This window comes from Chryseobacterium luquanense (assembly GCF_026460945.1).
Classification (GTDB): domain Bacteria; phylum Bacteroidota; class Bacteroidia; order Flavobacteriales; family Weeksellaceae; genus Chryseobacterium; species Chryseobacterium luquanense.
Genome location: NZ_JAOVZV010000005.1, coordinates 47,695 through 66,956 on the forward strand (window position 1 = coordinate 47,695; position 19,262 = coordinate 66,956).

The 19,262-nt window shown below is 32.8% G+C and carries 14 protein-coding genes and 3 pseudogenes; 1 reads left to right on the plus strand and 16 read right to left on the minus strand.

Annotated elements, in window-relative coordinates; all coding sequences use genetic code 11:
- Positions 1-90 precede the first annotated feature (90 nt).
- Positions 91-2,391, plus strand: a complete 2,301-nt coding sequence (locus tag OEA66_RS06850) for a TonB-dependent receptor domain-containing protein (RefSeq protein WP_267280685.1) — start codon at positions 91-93, stop codon at positions 2,389-2,391.
- A 218-nt stretch (positions 2,392-2,609) separates the two neighbouring features.
- Here OEA66_RS06850 and OEA66_RS06855 read toward each other — a convergent pair whose 3' ends face one another.
- The 16 genes and pseudogenes from OEA66_RS06855 to OEA66_RS06930 all read right to left on the minus strand — a co-directional run bounded on the left by OEA66_RS06855 (position 2,610) and on the right by OEA66_RS06930 (position 19,261).
- Entirely contained in the window at positions 2,610-4,367 is a 1,758-nt protein-coding gene (locus tag OEA66_RS06855; protein ID WP_267280686.1) for a discoidin domain-containing protein, read from the minus strand.
- A 201-nt stretch (positions 4,368-4,568) separates the two neighbouring features.
- Entirely contained in the window at positions 4,569-5,099 is a 531-nt protein-coding gene (locus OEA66_RS06860; protein ID WP_267280687.1) for a hypothetical protein, read from the minus strand.
- A 3-nt stretch (positions 5,100-5,102) separates the two neighbouring features.
- The gene (locus tag OEA66_RS06865) at positions 5,103-7,031 is read right to left on the minus strand and encodes an RHS repeat-associated core domain-containing protein (protein WP_267280688.1); all 1,929 of its coding nucleotides are present in this window, start codon (positions 7,029-7,031) and stop codon (positions 5,103-5,105) included.
- A gap of 174 nt (positions 7,032-7,205) precedes the next feature.
- Entirely contained in the window at positions 7,206-7,700 is a 495-nt protein-coding gene (locus OEA66_RS06870; RefSeq protein ID WP_267280689.1) for a hypothetical protein, read from the minus strand.
- Entirely contained in the window at positions 7,697-8,662 is a 966-nt protein-coding gene (locus OEA66_RS06875; protein WP_267280690.1) for an RHS repeat-associated core domain-containing protein, read from the minus strand. The genes OEA66_RS06870 and OEA66_RS06875 overlap by 4 nt, the downstream gene beginning before the upstream one ends.
- Before the next feature lie 51 nt (positions 8,663-8,713).
- Positions 8,714-9,121: a hypothetical protein gene (locus OEA66_RS06880; protein ID WP_267280691.1), complete on the minus strand. Its 408-nt coding sequence runs from the start codon at positions 9,119-9,121 to the stop codon at positions 8,714-8,716.
- Positions 9,122-9,785: 664 nt separating this feature from the next.
- Positions 9,786-9,983: pseudogene (locus tag OEA66_RS20500) on the minus strand (RHS repeat-associated core domain-containing protein); the annotation flags it as partial.
- A 21-nt stretch (positions 9,984-10,004) separates the two neighbouring features.
- Positions 10,005-10,370: a hypothetical protein gene (locus tag OEA66_RS06890; protein WP_267280692.1), complete on the minus strand. Its 366-nt coding sequence runs from the start codon at positions 10,368-10,370 to the stop codon at positions 10,005-10,007.
- Between the two features lie 2 nt (positions 10,371-10,372).
- Positions 10,373-11,026, minus strand: coding sequence for a DUF4329 domain-containing protein (locus tag OEA66_RS06895; protein WP_375379293.1), 654 nt, complete (start codon positions 11,024-11,026; stop codon positions 10,373-10,375).
- Positions 11,014-11,206: pseudogene (locus tag OEA66_RS06900) on the minus strand (RHS repeat-associated core domain-containing protein); the annotation flags it as partial. The gene OEA66_RS06895 and the pseudogene OEA66_RS06900, both read right to left, overlap by 13 nt.
- A gap of 4 nt (positions 11,207-11,210) precedes the next feature.
- On the minus strand, positions 11,211-11,618 hold the full coding sequence (locus OEA66_RS06905) for a hypothetical protein (protein ID WP_267280693.1): 408 nt from the start codon (positions 11,616-11,618) through the stop codon (positions 11,211-11,213).
- Positions 11,600-12,991, minus strand: coding sequence for an RHS repeat domain-containing protein (locus OEA66_RS06910; RefSeq protein ID WP_267280694.1), 1,392 nt, complete (start codon positions 12,989-12,991; stop codon positions 11,600-11,602). Before OEA66_RS06910 ends, OEA66_RS06905 begins: the two co-directional genes overlap by 19 nt.
- A gap of 578 nt (positions 12,992-13,569) precedes the next feature.
- Positions 13,570-14,277 carry a hypothetical protein gene (locus OEA66_RS06915; protein WP_267280695.1) on the minus strand — a complete coding sequence of 236 codons (708 nt, stop codon included), beginning with the start codon at positions 14,275-14,277 and terminating at the stop codon, positions 13,570-13,572.
- Between the two features lie 616 nt (positions 14,278-14,893).
- Positions 14,894-15,082: pseudogene (locus OEA66_RS20505) on the minus strand (RHS repeat-associated core domain-containing protein); the annotation flags it as partial.
- Positions 15,083-15,146: 64 nt separating this feature from the next.
- Positions 15,147-15,746, minus strand: a complete 600-nt coding sequence (locus OEA66_RS06925; RefSeq protein WP_267280697.1) for a hypothetical protein — start codon at positions 15,744-15,746, stop codon at positions 15,147-15,149.
- Positions 15,743-19,261 (minus strand): DUF6443 domain-containing protein, encoded by a 3,519-nt coding sequence (locus OEA66_RS06930; RefSeq protein WP_267280698.1) that lies wholly within the window; start codon positions 19,259-19,261, stop codon positions 15,743-15,745. Before OEA66_RS06930 ends, OEA66_RS06925 begins: the two co-directional genes overlap by 4 nt.
- Position 19,262: the final 1 nt, after the last annotated feature.

The following is a 19,262-nucleotide window of genomic DNA, read 5'->3' on the forward strand; positions in this document are numbered from 1 at the left end:
ACTTTGTATTGCATGATACTATTTTTATTATATATCTTTGCAATGTAAATTAATAACAGATACAAGCATCTAAACTAAAAATATACAATTATGAAAACTCAAATATTCATTGCAGCACTTTTCTTCAGCGGATTTGCATTTGCCCAAGAGAAAAAAACAGATTCAATAAAAACTCAAAAAATTGAAGAAGTTGTTATGAAAAAACAAGTCTTCAAAAAACAAAGCGACCGTTTTGTATATGATGTTGCAGCTTCGCCCGTAACTAAAGGAAATACAACTTTTGATCTTTTAAGACAAACTCCTCTTTTATCTACAACGGATGATAAAACTTTAAAAATAGCAGGAAAAAACAATGCGCTCATTTTCATCAACGGCAGAAAATCTAATATGGATGTCGAATCTCTGGCTCAGTTTTTAAAAAATACTCCTGCAGAAAATATTCAGAAAATTGAAGTCATTACTGTTCCTGGAAGTGAATTTCAGGTAGAATCTTCTGACGGAATTATTAATATCGTTTTGAAAAAGAAAATGAGCGACGGTCTGAACGGAAATATGAGAATGTCGAATTCGCAGAACAAATACAACGGAACCTCAGCAAGTTTTTCTGCAAACTATAGAAAAGACAAGCTGGGAATCAGTGCAAATCTTTACGGTGGAGAAAATATTCAGGCTCAACATTATATTTTGAGAAACGGTAATAGTTCTTCATCCAATGAATCGACGGGAAATATCGACGATCCTAACCAATACATCGGCGGTTATGTAAATTTCGATTATCAATTAACCGAAAAAAGTAATCTAGGATTATCTTGGAATACAAATGCCAATAAAAGCTATAATTCTACGGTAAATTTGTTTAATACCATCCGTTCTTTAGATCCAAAAACAAATCAGTACAATATCAATTACACCAATTCAAGAAATAACGAAGATGCGCGTTCTTACAACAATTCTTTAAACCTGAATTATGAATTGAAAACCGACTCTTTAGGGAGTAAATTGAATGTAAATGCGGCTTATCTTAATTATAAAAGATTCCAGTTTACAGACAACAAGACTTATTTTGCAGATGCTTTTGGAAATGATTTAAGCTTAGGACAAACTATAATTCAAAACCTCCCTCAAAAAATCAACAATTTTTCGGGAATGGTAGATTACATCAAGAAGTTTAAAAATGATTTCACTCTTTCTATTGGTGGAAATTTTAATAAAACAAAAACAGACAACGATACCAAGAACGATACATACAGAGAAAACCCTGCACCTCCTTTAGAAGCAGAAGAAAATAATCCTAATCATTTCATTTATGATGAAAATATTTATGGATTTTATTTAACGGCAGAGAAAAAGTTTTCAGATAAATTTTCAGGGAAAATAGGAACCAGATATGAGATCACCAATAGTTTGGGAACATCTGATAATGCTGCTCCGGAATACAGAAAAATTGAAAGGGATTACAACAACCTGTTACCTTATGTAAGTTTGAATTATGCCATCAATGATAAAAACAATATATCCTATGCATTCTCCAGCAGAATGAGAAGACCAAGTTTTTGGGAACTAAATCCTGTGAGAAATATCCTTACAGAAGACAATTATACTCAAAACAACCCTTTTGTAAAAGCATCTTCATCTTACAACCAGGAATTAACATACATGTTTAAAAACTCTTATTTCCTGATTTTAAACCACTCATTACTTAAAGATGTTATTACGCAGGTTCCTTTGCAGAGAGATATTTTGAAAGACAGAAGAGATGCGGAAGGAAATATTGTGATTGACCCCCTAACCAATCTTCCGATAAAAGATGCTCACAAACAACTGAGATACATCCGTACCAATTTCGGGGACAAACAGGAGATGTCTGCAATGTTGGGAATGCAAAAGACTTTTTTTAATCAATACCTCACAACTAACTTCAATATTGGTGTTCAGAGAAATGTAAATAACGGAAGTCTCAGTGTAGACCCCACTTCCGGAGATGTTTTCCCGACTTATGAGAACAAAATAAGCTCTACAAGTATTTTAATCCAGACCAACAACACCATCCGTTTAGATAAAAAGAAAACCTGGTTTTTAGGCATCAATTATTTCTTCGTAGACAAGCAGCAAATCGAATTGGGAATGCTTAAAAATCTTTCGAGCCTTGATGTAAGTTTAAAGAAAAACTGGAACGACTGGACCTTTGCTTTAAATCTTACCGATGTTCTTAGAACTAACATAGTAGAAATTGAAGATTATCAAGCCAACGGAAACTACAACTATGTAAGAAATGACCAATTCAGAAGAGGCGGAACTTTCAGCATCACTTACAACTTCGGAAACCAAAAAGTGAAGAAAGTAAGAGACATTGAAGGTGCATCAGATGCCATTAAAAGCAGAACACGTTAACATTCAATCTTCATATACATTTATTTTGTACAGAAACCCGCCGAGAAATTGGCGGGTTTCGATTTGTATTACACTTTTAGTATAAAAAAAACTGCTTAACTTTAGTTTAATAGCTGCGCAGGTTTTGCTTAACTCTTGCTTAGAAGTTGCTCAACTCTTGCTTAGAAGTTAAGTAATTCCACACAGGAGATGAAATTATCATAATTACAGTATAAATTTTACTCAGATTTCACAACCTCCGTTCTCTCAGAAATTCCATTCGCATTGAATGCTTCAATCTGGAAATAATAAGAATCTACTCTATCTGCTCCGGTAAAGAAATACTCATTTTTACCGTAAACCATGATGCTTCCGTATAATTTTTCCGGAGATTTTCCCCAGTAAATAACGTAACCGTCAGCTTCTGAGTTCTGCTGCCACTTCATCCAGATACTTCTTCTTTCACCATATTTTTTGGCATCAGCTCTCAACGGAACAAAGTTCTGAACTTTCGCAGGTTTTGCTCCCGCTCCTTTTCCGAATACTCTGAAACCGCTTAAGGCAAACTTCCCTGTAGGCATTTTCAGGTTTTCCATTTTTAAATATCTTGCTGAGGCTGGTTTTTCAAGTTCTACGTAATCATGAGGAACGTCTTTGGTATTTTTGCTTTTATCGACAATCACTTTCCATTTTTTTCCGTCATTGGATCCGTAGATTTTATACTGATGCATTTTGCCTTCTGTTTTTCCCATAAACTCAACATCCTGATCGGCATAATTGATTTGAATGGCATTAATCGTCGAAACTTCTCCTAAATCTGTCTGAAACCATTCACCCGAATTTCCAGTTTTTGCACTCCAATATGTTTTAATATCTTCATCGACTGCGTTATTTGAATGATAACCTCCTAAAGTCGAAGAAACCTGAACCGGTTTATTATAATTCAGCAACATCCAACCCGTGAAAAGCCCTTTCGAGAAATCTTTTCCCTGCGCAAATTGCGGTAGTAAAGTCGGATAATCGCCATAAGCCGTGTTGGTATACATCACATCATCTTTATCAAAACCAGCAGGCCAGATTCCCAAACGTCTTTCGAAATTATTTTTAGTGGAAATAAAAATGGTTGAAACGTGCCACCAGTTTTTAAAGTTGTCTTCGAATGTTGCTCCGTGTCCCGCCCCTCTCGCAAAACCTCCCGGCTTATAAGAAAACGGATTGTGCTGTTGATATTCGTAGCCTTCTAAAGGATTTTTTGAAACATACACTCCATCAGAATAGCCACTAAATTCTGTTGCCGGAGCACCATACTGCATATAATATTTGTCTTTATACTTCGTCACCCAAGCTCCTTCCACAAAAGGCTGCAGAAAAACATTATCATTATATTCCCCAAATCTTTCCCAACCGTGATCTTCTGGTTTTAGTCTTAAAATTGGTTTTACAAAACCTTCAGACTGCAAGTTTTTTACTTTAACTTCTGTTCCTAAAAGTGGCCATTCGTTGCTTGATCCCCAATATAAATACAGTTTGTTTTTATCTTCATCATAATGGAATGCAGGATCCCAAGCTCCAACTTTCAGCGTATCAACTGCAATCTTCCAATCATCTACACTAGGATTGGTAGATTTCCAAATCGGGAAATCAGATTCCCAGGTTGAGCCGTAAACGTATAAGGTATCTTTCATAGCCCAAATCGCAGGAGCGTTCAAATCGTGGGTGTATTTATTGTCTCTAAGGAATTTTCTTTTCACAAATTTCCAATCGAGCATATTGTCGCTGTGCCAATATCCTTCTTGATTCGTTGAAAAAAGAAACAGTTTTTTCTGAAAATTTACAATCACAGGATCTGCCGTTGCACGGTGTTTTCCCTGTTTTGAAAACACTTCAAAAGGTGTGTAACCGTAATCGATATTGATAGGATTGCAATAGGTTTTTTGCTGAGAAAAAGAGACTATTGAAAGCAAAATCCCCAGACTTATAGATAACTTTTTTATCATAACAATGTTTTTCAATGCTACAAATTTAGCCTAATTTTTGGAAGTGGTTTTAGTAGACTATTGACTTTGTTATTAATTGACTACAATTCGCGAAATTTTAAACTAGGTCTTCTATAAAAACACAAAACCCATCATATTGCGATGGGTTTATTTGTTTATCAGCTCAAAGTCACAGACTTTGCGCAGCGGGAGCAAAGGGAATCATTCTATGTAATTCTTAGATATTTTCACTCCTTTCTTTTCCAAGATATTTTTAATTTCTTTAGATTTCTCCTCAGGTAAAATTTCTATTATTTCACTATTTGAGTCTATTATCAGATTCCAATAATCATGATTATAAGAATAGGGCAATTTTGCTAAATTGAAATTTTCATACGGTATCTCAAAGTCTTTAAATGCATACTCTAGAATATCTGATTTATTTAATGATTTATCAATCGCTATTTTATACTTATTCATTGAATAAACCTTGGAATAATTAAAATTCACTAAAAGATTGGGATTTATAAAATAAAAACTTACGCTTATATTTTTATCTTTATCATTAGCACTGTTTGCTCCAATTATTATAATGTTCTTTTTATTATCAATCGTAGCATTTTCATTTTTATACTTTATGTAGCTTTCAACTGAATTAATAATAATATTTTTTGTTTCCTTATAATTCTGACTTTTACATGATATTGTTAAGAAAAAAAGTAAAAGAAAAAAGGGTGTACGTAGTTTATTCATAATTTATTTTTTGTTTGCTCCAACAAATGTCGCATTATTTCCATCATACTTTATATAACCTTTACCTGGTGATGGATATTTCCATGATGAGTAGACATGTAATGCATTAAATTTTTCTCGTCCACCCATTAAATAATCTCCTGAGCCTGTAACTATTTTATAAAAAGATGGAGTTGCAGCTCCTCTAAAACTTGCGCTAAAACCACTTGGAGCAATATTAGACCCAAAAGGATGTGAGTGATCATAATTAATACCAGAAGTTTCACTTATGATATGAAACGAATTACCTCCTAAATTCAAATGTGGTATTACGTAATATGAACTAATACTTTCATTTGCTGAATGATTAGTTCCAATTATATTTGAAGAAAATCCATCTGAGAAAGAAAACTCATCTCTAGTAAATTCAACTCCTGTATTTTCTGCCGCAAATTCAAAAAACTGTTGGGCAACATCATTATTATCTATCTTTAAATAAGAATATTCGGTTCCTCCTGGCACACCATCATGACCAGGAGTTTCAAATGGTAAAGTTTTTTGACCTCCAATTTGAGAATCACCCGTTGGATTTTTATCTGATACATTTGTTCGGTCAATTTTTATTGACGCAGAGCCATCTTCGTTTGTAATTGTATCATAAGGATTATTATCTGGAGTACGTTCTATTTTTCCGTTATTCATGATTTTGATGATATCTTTTCTTTGGCTATATTCATCGGTACTTGCTCTCATTCCATCAGGATCAATAAATCTAATAGGATTATTCATTACATAATTATAAGGAGTCCATCTTCTGTATTTTTCTGCTAGTGGATCTATTACACCCCATCTTCCAATATCGGGCATATACATCCTTGCACCATAATCATACATTCCCGTCTCTTGCAACTCTTTACCGTTGTACTTATACTGATAATTATTTAATGTAGTCCCCGCATAATTATGCATTAATCCGAAAGGATAATAATTATTCACTTCTACCACTTCTCCCGGTACCCAATCATTAAAGCATGCAATATTACCGTCTCCCATATCTTCGCAATGCTGTACACTCAAATCTCTAGGCTGAATGAAATTATCTCCATTAGAATCCGAATAACCTATTCTCACATTTCCCAAATGATCAACATAATTGTAAATATACTGATTCTTTTCAAAATCAAAATATCCTTCGGAAGTTGGTACAAATTTTAACACAGGTGTTAGTACGCTGAAGCCATTTTTATTATCATATTGGAAGCCATCTAAATAATCAGTTTCAGAGTTTGAAAAAACATTTCCGGTGGATATTGTTTTTTTAAGCTTAGTACCATCGGCTCTGTAAGTATATGAAGATATATTAGTTCTTCTTCCACTTCCTCTCGCAATTTGAGAAGGTAAGTTCAAATAATTATATATAATCGCATTAATGCCTTTGTCTAAATGCTTGGTCATGTTACCGTTTCCATCTGATAGATTATTATCATATTCTATTGTATTATGAGATGCTAAATACGGATAACCATTGCTGTTTCCAATCTGCTCTTCGGTAACTTTTGTAAGTCTGTTACCCATATAGTCGTATTTCAGATTATCAATACGCATTGCTGTATTACTTCCGGGTGCAAGTCCTTCTGAGCGCTGAAGCCTTGTGATATTTCCGTTAAGATCATATTCTAATCTTTCATAATATTCTTGCGCATTTTCGGCACCTGCCTTTTGATAGAAACCTGCATTAAGCCTGTTTAGATTATCATACACATAGCCGTATCTCTTGAGTGGTTCATTTTCTTCTGTTAGAGTTTTCCATGAAATTTCGGCAATATTTCCGTTATACTTTGGCTTAACTAAAAGTGATGGAAAGTCTGAATGGGGTATGGATAAGCCTTCTACTTGGTTGTAATTTATTTTATAACCAAAAAGATCAGTTCCTAAATCAGCAGGGGAAGACAAAAACGCAATCTACCGTATTATTGATGGGATGCTCACAAAATCTAAATTTAAAGACTTCTTTAATAAAAATGTAGCCGCTTTATAAACATAAAACCTCGCATTTTGCGAGGTTTTATGTTTATCTGCTACGAAGGTTACAAACTTCGCAGAGCGGGGAAAATATCAACGTCAGTTTTAATTACAATCATAAGGGGAGCATTTTTCTAAGTCGCCGTCACGATTAAAAGTAATAGTCCATGATTTAGGATCATAACCATCATCAATAACTGTCGTATCAAAGTGAGATTGTTTATTTATTTTGAAAGAACTTAATGTTTTGGGATTACTATTCTTATTAAAAATGTAAAATATTTTATTTGATTTTTTATACACCTCATAATCCTTACTAAATTCATTTATTTGATTTACACTTTCAAACCTATAAATTGTAATTGTAATACCATCATGAGTATAATCTGTCGCATTATCATTGTGTATCTCTGTTATATTGGGATATTCTTGAAAGTATAAAGCAAAAATAGAATTATCAATTTTTACATTAGCTTTATTAGAAAACTGATTGATAATTTTATCAGTTAGCTTATTGTCACTTAATGATTTAATTGTTTTTTGTTGAGCTTTACAAGAATTTATTAAAATCAGAGCAATAATTAAAATTGTATTTTTCATTTTGTTTTTTTACCCTCGTTAGTTATTGAAATAATGCTTTGTCCATCATATTGCACTCTAAGTGCACCTCCTTTATAATTTGGAGCATATAAAAGAAATTTAGCATTTGGATAAGCTTGTGCTGCCTTAATATCTCCAGTTGGTAAACCTTTACTAAAATTAAATTTCCCAGTTTCTGCTGAATAGTTTATATTAAATCCGCTTGGATTAAATGTAGAAGGATCAAGGTGATTGTGCTCATTTTCTACTAAATTAGCCCCTAAAGATACCACAGGAACTTTATCGCTCTCATGTATAGTACCAACAAAATTAAACCCCTGGTTTTTATTATTTGTAAATAACGATCTACTAAATTCTACATTTGTATTTTCGGCAAAATAATCAAATGCTTCTTGAGCTTTTTCTTTTTTACTCCCAAATTTTAAATAATTATAAGTTTTTGTGATAATCTCGTCACCCTCTCTAATATTTACGTCTTTCGATCCCGAATTTTTTGCAACATATCCTTTTTCTCCAACTTCTACACCGCCGTCATTATTTTCTTTGAGATTTCCGTTATTATCAAAATTCTTCTCGGCATAAATTACATCTGTTTTAGATTCCGCCATCCAAGTAAGATTACCTAATTTATCCATTTTGTAAATATCTGTTGCTTCTCTTCCATCCGGATCAATAAATCTTATTGGATTATTAAACGCATAGTTGAAAGGACTATGTCTCGTCATTTTTTCAGCAAGAGGATCCACCACACCCCATCTTCCAATATCGGGCATATAGAATCTTGCGCCGTAGTCATACATTCCCGTCTCTTGGAGTTCCTTTCCGTTGTACTTGTAATTCTTATAACTTCCCGTTCCAAAATACGCCTCTTCCTCTGCATTTCTTATAAAGCTCATTCCGAAAGGATAGTAATCGTTGCTATCAGTTACTGCAATTTCATTCCCCTCTTTCTTGTTGCTCATTCTCATATTTCCCAAATGATCTGTCTTTACGGCTTGTTTATTTTAATACTTTCATTTTGAGATTTTATAGCATAATCCCTCTAAATTTTCAGTAATAAATAAATCTTTTTTAACATTATAATCTTTATCAAACGGGACATAGATACTATTATAAGTAATACCTCCTAAGTTGTGATGTGAGACAAAGTTTTCAGGATATAAGGAGACAAGATTTAATTTATAAATTTGACCAATATTTATTAAGTTTTTTCTTTTGCACTTATTATTTTTCTTTGATGATGCAATTTTTATAATTTTTGAATTTCTAATAGATACATCGGATTTTTCAGCATAAATTATATAAATAGTTTCAAGAGAATCTATCTTTATTATTTTATAATCAACTCCTGATACCATTTTTGAAGTTGGTTTACAAGATATAATTGACATTAAGATGGTTATAATTAATATTTTTTTCATATTAAGGTTGAATTGGAATTATTAAAGGGATTTTATTGCCATTTCTGAATATAGCTTCTCCTCTTCCTGATCTTTCAAGAGTGTTTGTCTGGTTTCCATCTTTATCATAATAATTAATTTGGAAATTTTCTATAGGCGAAGATTGTGGAGTAGCGCCATAATGAGATAAATTATATATACTAAAAGGATCTTCACTTTCTTCCTGTGTTGGTATTCCAACGTCTTTCCCTAAAATTCTACTTATTAAAGCTCCCTTATAAGATTCGGTAACTTCATGTAATATATCTGCTCCTGGCTTATTAAAATAATTACTAATTAAGCCTAAAACACTAGGATTAACTTCTTGTAATGTTTCTGTAATCGCATCGAAAGAACCATTTTTACTAAATTGATATCTAGTTTTATTTCCTGAAAAAGCGCCTCCAATATATAAATTCCTTTTTTCTGTTCTATTTGTATTTTCAGCCTTAACATTTACGTTTACAGAATGATTATCAATAGCATCAACTAATTGTTGTGCATCAGAAGATAATCTTGACTTTGGATTATTTTGGGTATAAGAAACTTTTCCGTTACTATCTTTGCTTAAAGTTAGTTCAGAAGAAACCGATTTCTGTAATTCCATTAATGCAATCGTGGCAGCTCCTCCTGTAATAGTCACATCTTTTCCCTGTCTTCCATCCGGATCAATAAATCTTATTGGATTATTAAACGCATAGTTGAAAGGACTATGACGGGTCATCTTCTCCGCCAGCGGATCTACAACACCCCATCTCCCAATATCCGGCATATAGAATCTTGCACCGTAATCATACATTCCCGTCTCCTGAAGTTCTTTGCCGTTGTACTTGTATTGATAAGCAATCTGTGTTGTAGCTATGAATTAGTCTTCTGATCTATAAAAATTTAACACTTCACCTGTATTTTTATTAATATTGATATATATTTTGCAATACCTACAGTTATAGCTTTTCACAACAACATGCCAAACTTTATTATCCGCTATTAAACTAATCTGATAAGGTTTAGCCCTTTCTGGATCTAACAACTCTCTTTTACTTATAAGAATATCAGTGTACTTAATTAACATTTCTTCATCGGGAAAAATATCTGCACCATAGCGATTGATAATTTTGCAAGGAAGTTGATCAATTGCTCTATTGTTATCTTTGCATTTTTTTGTTTTAGCCTGTTGAGCAATCAGGCATATTGGCAACACACAAAAAATAAATAAGATTTTTCTAAGCATAATTAATATCTTTTTTTATAATCATCAGGACTAAAGCCCTTTGGTAATTTGTTGGGCATATGTGTTGGTGAGATTTTATTAAGTCTTAATGTCTTTGAAGCAGGATCAGAAGGCAAATCTGTAGCTACTGGAATATCATAGTTTTTAATAAATTGATTATTAGCATCTTTTTTCTTAGAATTAGATTCATTGCTAATACCAGGTATATACTCCCTTAAACCACCGTCTCCAGTAGCAACATATCCAATGACAGGTTTTTTAAAACCATTATCTACTTTTTTTCCACCTGTTTCTGTATTAGTATTGTTGTAAAGTGATATATCTTGATCTGAAAATCTACTATTTTCACTATAATCTTTGCCATCAATTTGAAGTACAGACGTATCACCTGAGTGAGTATGACCATCAGCAACAATCTCTCCTTTTTTCGACACATCTGCCAATTCATCAGGATTAATTGTCCCAGCCATACCTGCAGAGCCAATATTCGGAATAGAATAACTGTAATAGGACTCACCATTTTCAGCAGTCGCTTTATAAAACATCGTACGAAGCTCAATATTATAATTAATCGAAAGACCATTATATTCTTTTCCAAAATCTTTTGCTGCATCTCTTAATGTTTTAAATTTATCACCAGGATCCATCACTTGCATTCCATCAGGATCAATAAATCTAATCGGATTATTCATGACATAGTTATATGGGGACCATCTGCGATACTTCTCCGCCAGCGGATCTACAACACCCCATCTTCCAATATCGGGCATATAAAATCTTGCACCATAATCATACATTCCTGTCTCTTGAAGTTCTTTGCCGTTGTACTTATATTGATTACTATTTTATAAAATAAGGAAAACTTGAATATGAATTAATAATTTTTTGAGAACCTGGAGAAGTGCTTCCGACATTTATTTTTAAATCTTTACCAGCAACTTTTATTTTATAATTGAAATAAACTAATTCTCCATCTAATTTTATATGATCAATTTTAGACATGTTTGAGTTAACTTGTATACATTCATAATTACTATTTGCTTTAATTTTTTTTTGTCTTATAACGAATAATAATGTGTCATTTTTATTATTCCCGTGCAATAGAATTAAATCTTTAATACTTTCTTTTTTAAAAATAAAATAACAATCTTCATTTTCTTTTTTTATTTTATGGCAATTTATTAATGATAAAGGGAATAATACCCAAACTATTAAAACCATATTTTTGATTATTGCAGTTTTATCCATCCTGTAGAATTTATATTTGCGTTTTTATTTGAATTATACCATAATGCAGACGGTTGTCCCGATGATGATTTTTGTAAATATAGCTGATTACCTTGTGGTGTAAAATTAAAACTAGGATCAAGTGACTTGGCTGCATCATGTGCTGGTTGATAGAAATTTATACTAGAAGAATTTGGTCCTATAACTCCGAAATTCCTCAAAAGGTCAAATGATTGAGCTAATTCAACAGCAATAAATGATTCAAATATTTCATGCCTAATTGATGTTCCGGAAGTCTGTCCTCCTGAATTTTCTAATCCTTGTGATTGAATAACGTTAACCTCTGGATTTGCATTAGCTGATGTTTGACCGTGAAATTTGCCAATCACAAAAGCCTCTTGTCCTCCTTGTGGAGTTGTCTTAATTAAATCTCGTGTGGTTGATAGATTGATTGTCTTATCCGTACTTTCAATTACATCAAATAATTTTTTATCAACAGCAGAAAGATTTTTATAATTTATTTTAGATTTATTATCAATAGAAACTTTTCCTGTTTGGTTATTTCGTGATAATTTTAACGCTGAATCATCATTTAATTCTTTTACTGCAATATCAGCATCTTGTCCTGTTATTACTAACTCTTCATTTCTACCGTCTGGATCAATGAAACGGAGAGGATTATTATAAGCATATCGGTATGGAGTCCAGCGTCTATCTTTCTCCGCCAACGGATCTACCACACCCCATCTTCCTATATCAGGCATATACATCCTTGCTCCATAATCATACATTCCGGTCTCTTGCAGTTCCTTACCGTTGTACTTGTATTGATAATTAGGATTTCCAGCCGTAGGATTATATCCTTCATGCTTCAACCCAAATGGATAATAATTACTTTCTTCAAGAACTTCTACGCTGCTGCCATTGTGAAAATAACTTAACCTGGTATTTCCCAAATGATCTGCATAGTTGTAAATATACTTATTTTTTACAAAATCGTAGTAACCTTGTGTTGTCGGATAAAATAATAGTGATGTAAATCCACCTTTCCCTGTCTTACCGTTTCCTTTATACTGAAAACCATCGATGTAGTCTATTACTTCAGTTGAAAGTTCCATCACTGTTCCATCTGGGTTTGCTGGCGCATAATTATAAATCTTTTTCAGCTTTACTCCATCGGCACGATATAGATAACTCAAATTGTTCCTGATAATTCCTCCTCTGGTAGGTAAGCCAAAATTAAAAAGAATATAATTCGGAAGATTAAGGTAATTATAATCTAAATTTTCTATTCCTTTATCGACATGGTTTTTCATGTTACCATTGCTATCGTAATTTATTGTAATTCCTGACGTATCGGGATAACCTCTGTAATCTGTTGATGAATCTGTCACAGAATTCAGCCTGTTCCCTGTTAATGGATAATTATAAGTATAGGTAAGGTTATCGATAATTGCAGCGAAAGCATTTCCATCTTTTGAAGCTGATCTTTTCAGATTCGTAATATTTTCCGTTTAAGTAATATGTTAACTTTTCATAATATTCTGTTGCTGAAGGATTTTCTTCATTTTGATAAAATCCTGCTTTCAATCGATTCAATCCGTCATATACATACCCATATCTTCTAAGATTGTCATTAAAATTGGTAGCAGTTCGCCAGTCTACTTCAGCGATATTCCCATTAAACTTTGGTTTTACCTGTAAAGCTCCATCTAATACGTCTGGTGTTTCAAGCCCTTCTATTTCATTGTATTTAATACTCTTATTGTTTTCACCAACAGATCTAGAATACCTATAGAAATTAGACTGTATTTGAAAGGTTAAATGTCGTTCAAAAATAAAAAGAGTAACGATTTAGTTACTCTTTTTTAATAGTTTTTATTAATTATCTATTCTAAACATCTATTAACAAAGAAAACCAACACTTCTGATACATTGCCCACTTCTGAAACATTACCTACATTATCCGGTTTTATTTTTTTATCCATTCTTCCCCTTTCCAAATTAAAGTATTTTTATCCTTAATATATATATAACTGTGATAGTACGGCTCAAAATAAAAAAAACATTGATTAAAATAAGGCAAATTTATTGTGAAAAAATTATTGCTTTCTAAATTTAAAGCATAATCTTGCAAAATATTGTATTTCAATCGATTACTGTAAAATACTTTACCAGAAGTCTTAAAAACTAAGTCTAATGAAATCCTATTATTTTTACCAAAAAGAAAATATTCCTTTTTTGAGATTCTAATTTTATTACTCTTAGTTTTAATTTGTTTAGCTGTCTTATAATTAAATAATATATTAAATTCAGGAGTAGGGATTGATTCTTTAGAATTATCGGATAACTTAATATCAATATAAATACTATCTTGAGATCCTTTATTACTTTTTTCTAATTCATACTTATATCCTAATTGTTCTTTATAATAGTTTTCACTAGTTAAATCTAAAATATCATTGCTAATTATTTTCCATTGTCCAATGGATAGAGTATCACATTGATCTAAAGCTAAATGACCTAAGTTCTGTACATTATAAAGAATATATGAGCCATTATTTTTAAATTCTATTTTATCCGTCATGTTTTTTTTAATGTATAGCCCTGGTTTGAAGTTTTGAGCATAAAAAATTTGCATTGTTAAAATGCTAACGATATTTATAAAAATATTTTTCATTTTATCTTTTTTTGGGATCTTGCAACGATTGATATAAAGCTCCTCCACCAATCTGCATCAAAGTTGTCTCATTGATATCACTTAAAGAACTTGCAGAAGGAATTGGATAACTATCATTATCATATGAAAAGCCTACTTTATATGCTTCTACTTCTAGTGCTCTAGCTTTCGCAAAATCCTGATTATCTGGGGTTATAGCAGGATTAAACATTTGCCCTTTTTTATTAAATCTTAAGCCTCCAGCTTCATAGCCCTGTCCAACATGCCGGATCTCATGTAAATACAAGGCAGACCCATTACCTTCAATATTAATTCTAACTTTTCCGTTTTTATCAGTAATTTTTAATACCCCATGATCTCCATTTCCTCCTGGAGTAGTTAAATAAAATATTTCTTTAGCTTCTGCTATTGTTTTAATATCAGTAAGGGATTGATTCATATATTCAAGTTTATCCTTATTTTCATTTAATTGATTATTTAAACTTTCAAGATTTTTTTCACTCAGTTTTCCTTGATCAATTTTTGACTGAATACTCTTAATATTTCCAGTTAATTTTTCAATTCTATTATTAACATTTTTTGTTAATGTTTCTTGGTCTTTAGGATCTCCCCAAGTTCTTCCATCTGGATCAATAAATCTTATGGGGTTATTTGCTGCATATACATAGGTAGTCCACCTTCTCGTTTTCTCCGCCAGCGGATCTACAACACCCCATCTTCCAATATCAGGCATATAAAATCTTGCTCCGTAATCATACATTCCGGTCTCTTGAAGTTCATTTCCGTTGTACTTGTATTGATAAGCAAGCTCGTAAAATACAAGATTAATTATGATCTTCCACACAATACAATCGTGCGGGAGCGAGGCATTATTTTATTCTAAACAATTCAATCATTTTAACCTTCCCATTATTTCTTGCAATAACATTCCAATGTCTATACAAACCAATTTGTCCATTACTTTTATTGCTAAAATATTCTGATTTACCTGTTTTCAAATACTCATCAATTTTTTCAATAATATCAATTTCAAATTTACTTACCTCAAATTCCTCATTTTTTTCGATAGCTGTATTATTTACAAATTCAGTATAGTGTTTTATACCAGAATAATTATTATTAACATATAAAATAGTTTTAGTATCACTCGGTATAGTTATGTTGTTACTAATATAATTAACTATTAACAAATTTTCTTTGTTTGAGGTTTTCTCCAACATTTTTAAACTGTTTTCTCTAAAGAAATTTAAATATTCTAATCTCGCTGTACATCCTTTAAAAGTAGTTTCGACAAGCCATTCTTCATATTTCATCTTTCGAAGTTCATCACTTTCTTTTTTACAATTTTGAATATTCTTCTCGTTTATTTTATAAGAAGAAATAATTTTAGATTCTAAATTTTGATTATCTTGAGCTTTACAAGAACAGGTAAAAAGTAAAACTACATATATTATTAAAAAGTTTTTCATTTTTTTTGCTTTTTTACATTATTATAATAATTATATCTACCTTTTAAGGGCTCTCCACAACCTATGTAATCCATAAAAGCATTGTATGGATCTCCAGGTTTTAATTGATTTTGGAGATTTTGCCCATAACCATTAAAATAGACACTATTACCAGTACTGTCAATTAGCATTGTTTGCAAATCTACACCATTAGCAATTTTATTATTTGGATTAACCATATAAGACACTCTCAATGGTAATCCGTTCTCTGCTCTTAGCTTGTTTTCAATATGTGAAGCAAAAATCTCAGAATGACTTACCTTATCATTTTGAGTTTTTCCTCCAACCCACGGTCCAAACAAATCACTCTTTTTCATAGGGTCCATCCCATGACCCATTTCATGCCCTAATTTTATAAAAAATGGAGAATCAGAAACCTGACCATCACTTGTTGGATAATTTGATTTTGAAGAAAGGTTTATATACGCAGTTCCATTTTCATAATTATTTTCGCCTGTTGTAGATTGAATGTTTATATCATGATTTTTATTATCATAATAAGAAATCATTCCCGCTCCTGTTTCTCCTCCGCTTCCAATTGATTGCAGACCTGCAACAATTCCTATTACGTTATCTGATAAAGTTACGCTTGAATCAATTGCTTGCCATTTACCATTTACTTGATGCTGTGTCTGTCCTTTAGAATATCGATACTGATTATCTCCATCAGTAATACTAATCCATAAACCGTCTGGATCAATAAAACGTATCGGATTGTTTATTGCATAATTGTAAGGAGAAAAATTATGTCCTTTTTCACTTAAAGGATCCACAACACCCCATCTACCTAAGTCAGGCATGTACATTCTCCATCCATAATCATACATTCCTGTTTCTTGAAGTTCCTTTCCGTTGTATTTGTAATTCTTATAACTTCCCGTTCCAAAATACGCCTCTTCCTCTGCATTTCTTATAAAGCTCATTCCGAAAGGATAGTAATCGTTGCTGTCGGTTACCTGCAATTCATTTCCCTCTTTCTTGTAGCTCATTCTCACATTTCCTAAATGATCTTTATACTGATAAATGTACTCATTATTTTCGAAATCATAAAAACCTTCGGATGTGGGAACAAATTTTAATGAGATATCAAAATTGCCATTGTGAATTTCGTTCATGAATGCTTCCCCTTCATAGGCTCCGCCAGATTCTTCATACAAAGCCCACCACAATTCATCTCCCGTAGAAGATGCATAGTGAAAACCATCCAGATATTCGGTCGATGAAGAATACATCGCTCCATTGCCACTTGCTGCGATAAAACTTTTCTTTAGTTTTGTTCCGTCTGCTCTGTAAAGATATTTTAACCCTTTGTTGAATCCATTAATTTTAAGCTTACTCGGGAGATTAAGATGATTATACTGAATATCTTCAATCATTTTATCCGGCATTGAAATCATATTTCCGTTCAGGTCATAACTAATGGTATTACTACCGCCTTCGTATCCTGTAAGGTTTCCGGAAAAGTCTTGGATCGTCAAAAGTCTGTTTCCTTCATATTCATATTTCAGATCGTCAATCTGTTCCGGGGTATTGTAATAGGAAGCCGCATTTCTGGATAATGACAGAATATTTCCGTTCAGATCATAAACCATCGTTTCATCATAAATTCCTGCTGAAAGATTATAACCAGACGGCTCTGAAAACCCGGCATGCTCTAATCTGTTAAGACTATCGTATTGATAACTGTATCTTCTTATAGTAGGAGATCCTGTATAGTTTTTTACCCAATCGATTTCGGCAATGTTTCCGTTAAATTTTGGAGTAGAAATTACAGGATCGCTGTACTTTATTTCATAACCGAAAAGCTTATTGTTGAGATTAGCAGGATCATTAATCTGCGTCATCCAGCCTCGGATGTTGTATTGATAATCGACAATTTGCAGTGGTGTAGAAACACTGATTCCGCCTATCTTCTTGGTTTTCAGCTGGGACAATTCGTTGTATTCATTCTGAGCTAAGATTTCTTCAGCATTATTATCCACTTTATGTTTATGGGTAAGTAATCTGTTCTGATGGTCATAAGTAAAGGATTCTGTAATCACCTTTTCGGTATCACTGTCCAATCTCTTATGTCTTGTTATCACCTGTTTCGGCGTTCCCGAAAAATCAAGCTCAGATTCTGTTTTGGTATAACCTCCCAAATGGTTGATAGAATGCGAGGCAATGGCTCTGCCTTTATTATCATACCATGTGAAATTTTTAGTCCAATTGTTATCCTCAATGTTTTTTACAAATGAGGCTACAGGTAAACTTTTGGTGCTGATATTTTGCGTAAAATCATCTGTAATCACGGTATTTCCCGAAAGTGTCGGAGTAAAGCCCGGTGTTCCTATTGGATAGGTATCATAATAATTAATCGATAGAATGGTTTCTATCTGGCTGTATAAATCATTGGTATAATAAACCTGCATTCCACTCATTGTAAATCCTTGTGCGCTTCTGTTTTCAGTGATCACATAATTATTGGTAATCGCTTGCAATCCTTCACGGGTTTGACCGGGAAGTGGCATAATTCCTGTATAAATCACTCTCCCGAACTTATCATATTTTGTGACAAGCCACTTTGAATCTGGTCTTAAATTGGCATCTTGCGTTGCAATGAGACGGTCGGCTTTATCATACACCATATATTCCCAGCCTTTTCCGGGAAGCTTTTTTTCTACTACACGGTTTTTGTTATCGTATTTATACTGATAACAAAGATTGTTTAATGTAGCTGCATTTAAAGCATTGGCTGCAACAGCCAAAGGCGGGATGACGTAAGCCAGCTGACTGTAATTATTGTACACATAGTACGTATCGACACTGTTTGTACCATCCAGCATCTTTCTTACCAAGATGGTTTGTCCCTGCCCGTTCTTAAATTCAATGGTTTTGTTCAGATCTTCATCAATTACAATGGTTTTGTACAGCTTATTGGCTACGTAATTTCCGGATAAACTGATTGAAGATTCAAAATTTGACTCATTAAATGTAGCGGTATATTTTTTCACTTCTCCATCTGCATTGGCATTATATTCAAACTTTACAGGCTTATTGCTCCATGCATTACCGACCTGTTTTTGCTCCAAAACTCTGTTTAGAGGAGAATTTTCCAGTATTTTCTCGGCATATATTTTCTCAGATCCATAAATATCGTTTTGTGTGGCATTGGTAAGGGGGGAAGATATAAAAGCGCCGTTCATTGTTCCGGATTGGGGTACCGGAAGATACTCTAATGTTTGCCTTCCATATTGATCATAAACAATATGAGAAACTACATCTCTACCCAAAGGAGATGCTTTGATATTGATTAGTTGTTTGGCTCTTCCTAATCCATCAAGATACTGAACGGTTTCTGCTGTTTTAGAAATGGTTGTTCCATTATATTCAAGGTAGGTTTTTGAATAAACATAATTTTGGTCTGTATTCAGAGTCTGTGCATGGGAAATTCCTGCTACAAACAATGTACAAATAGGGATGATTATTTTTTTCATG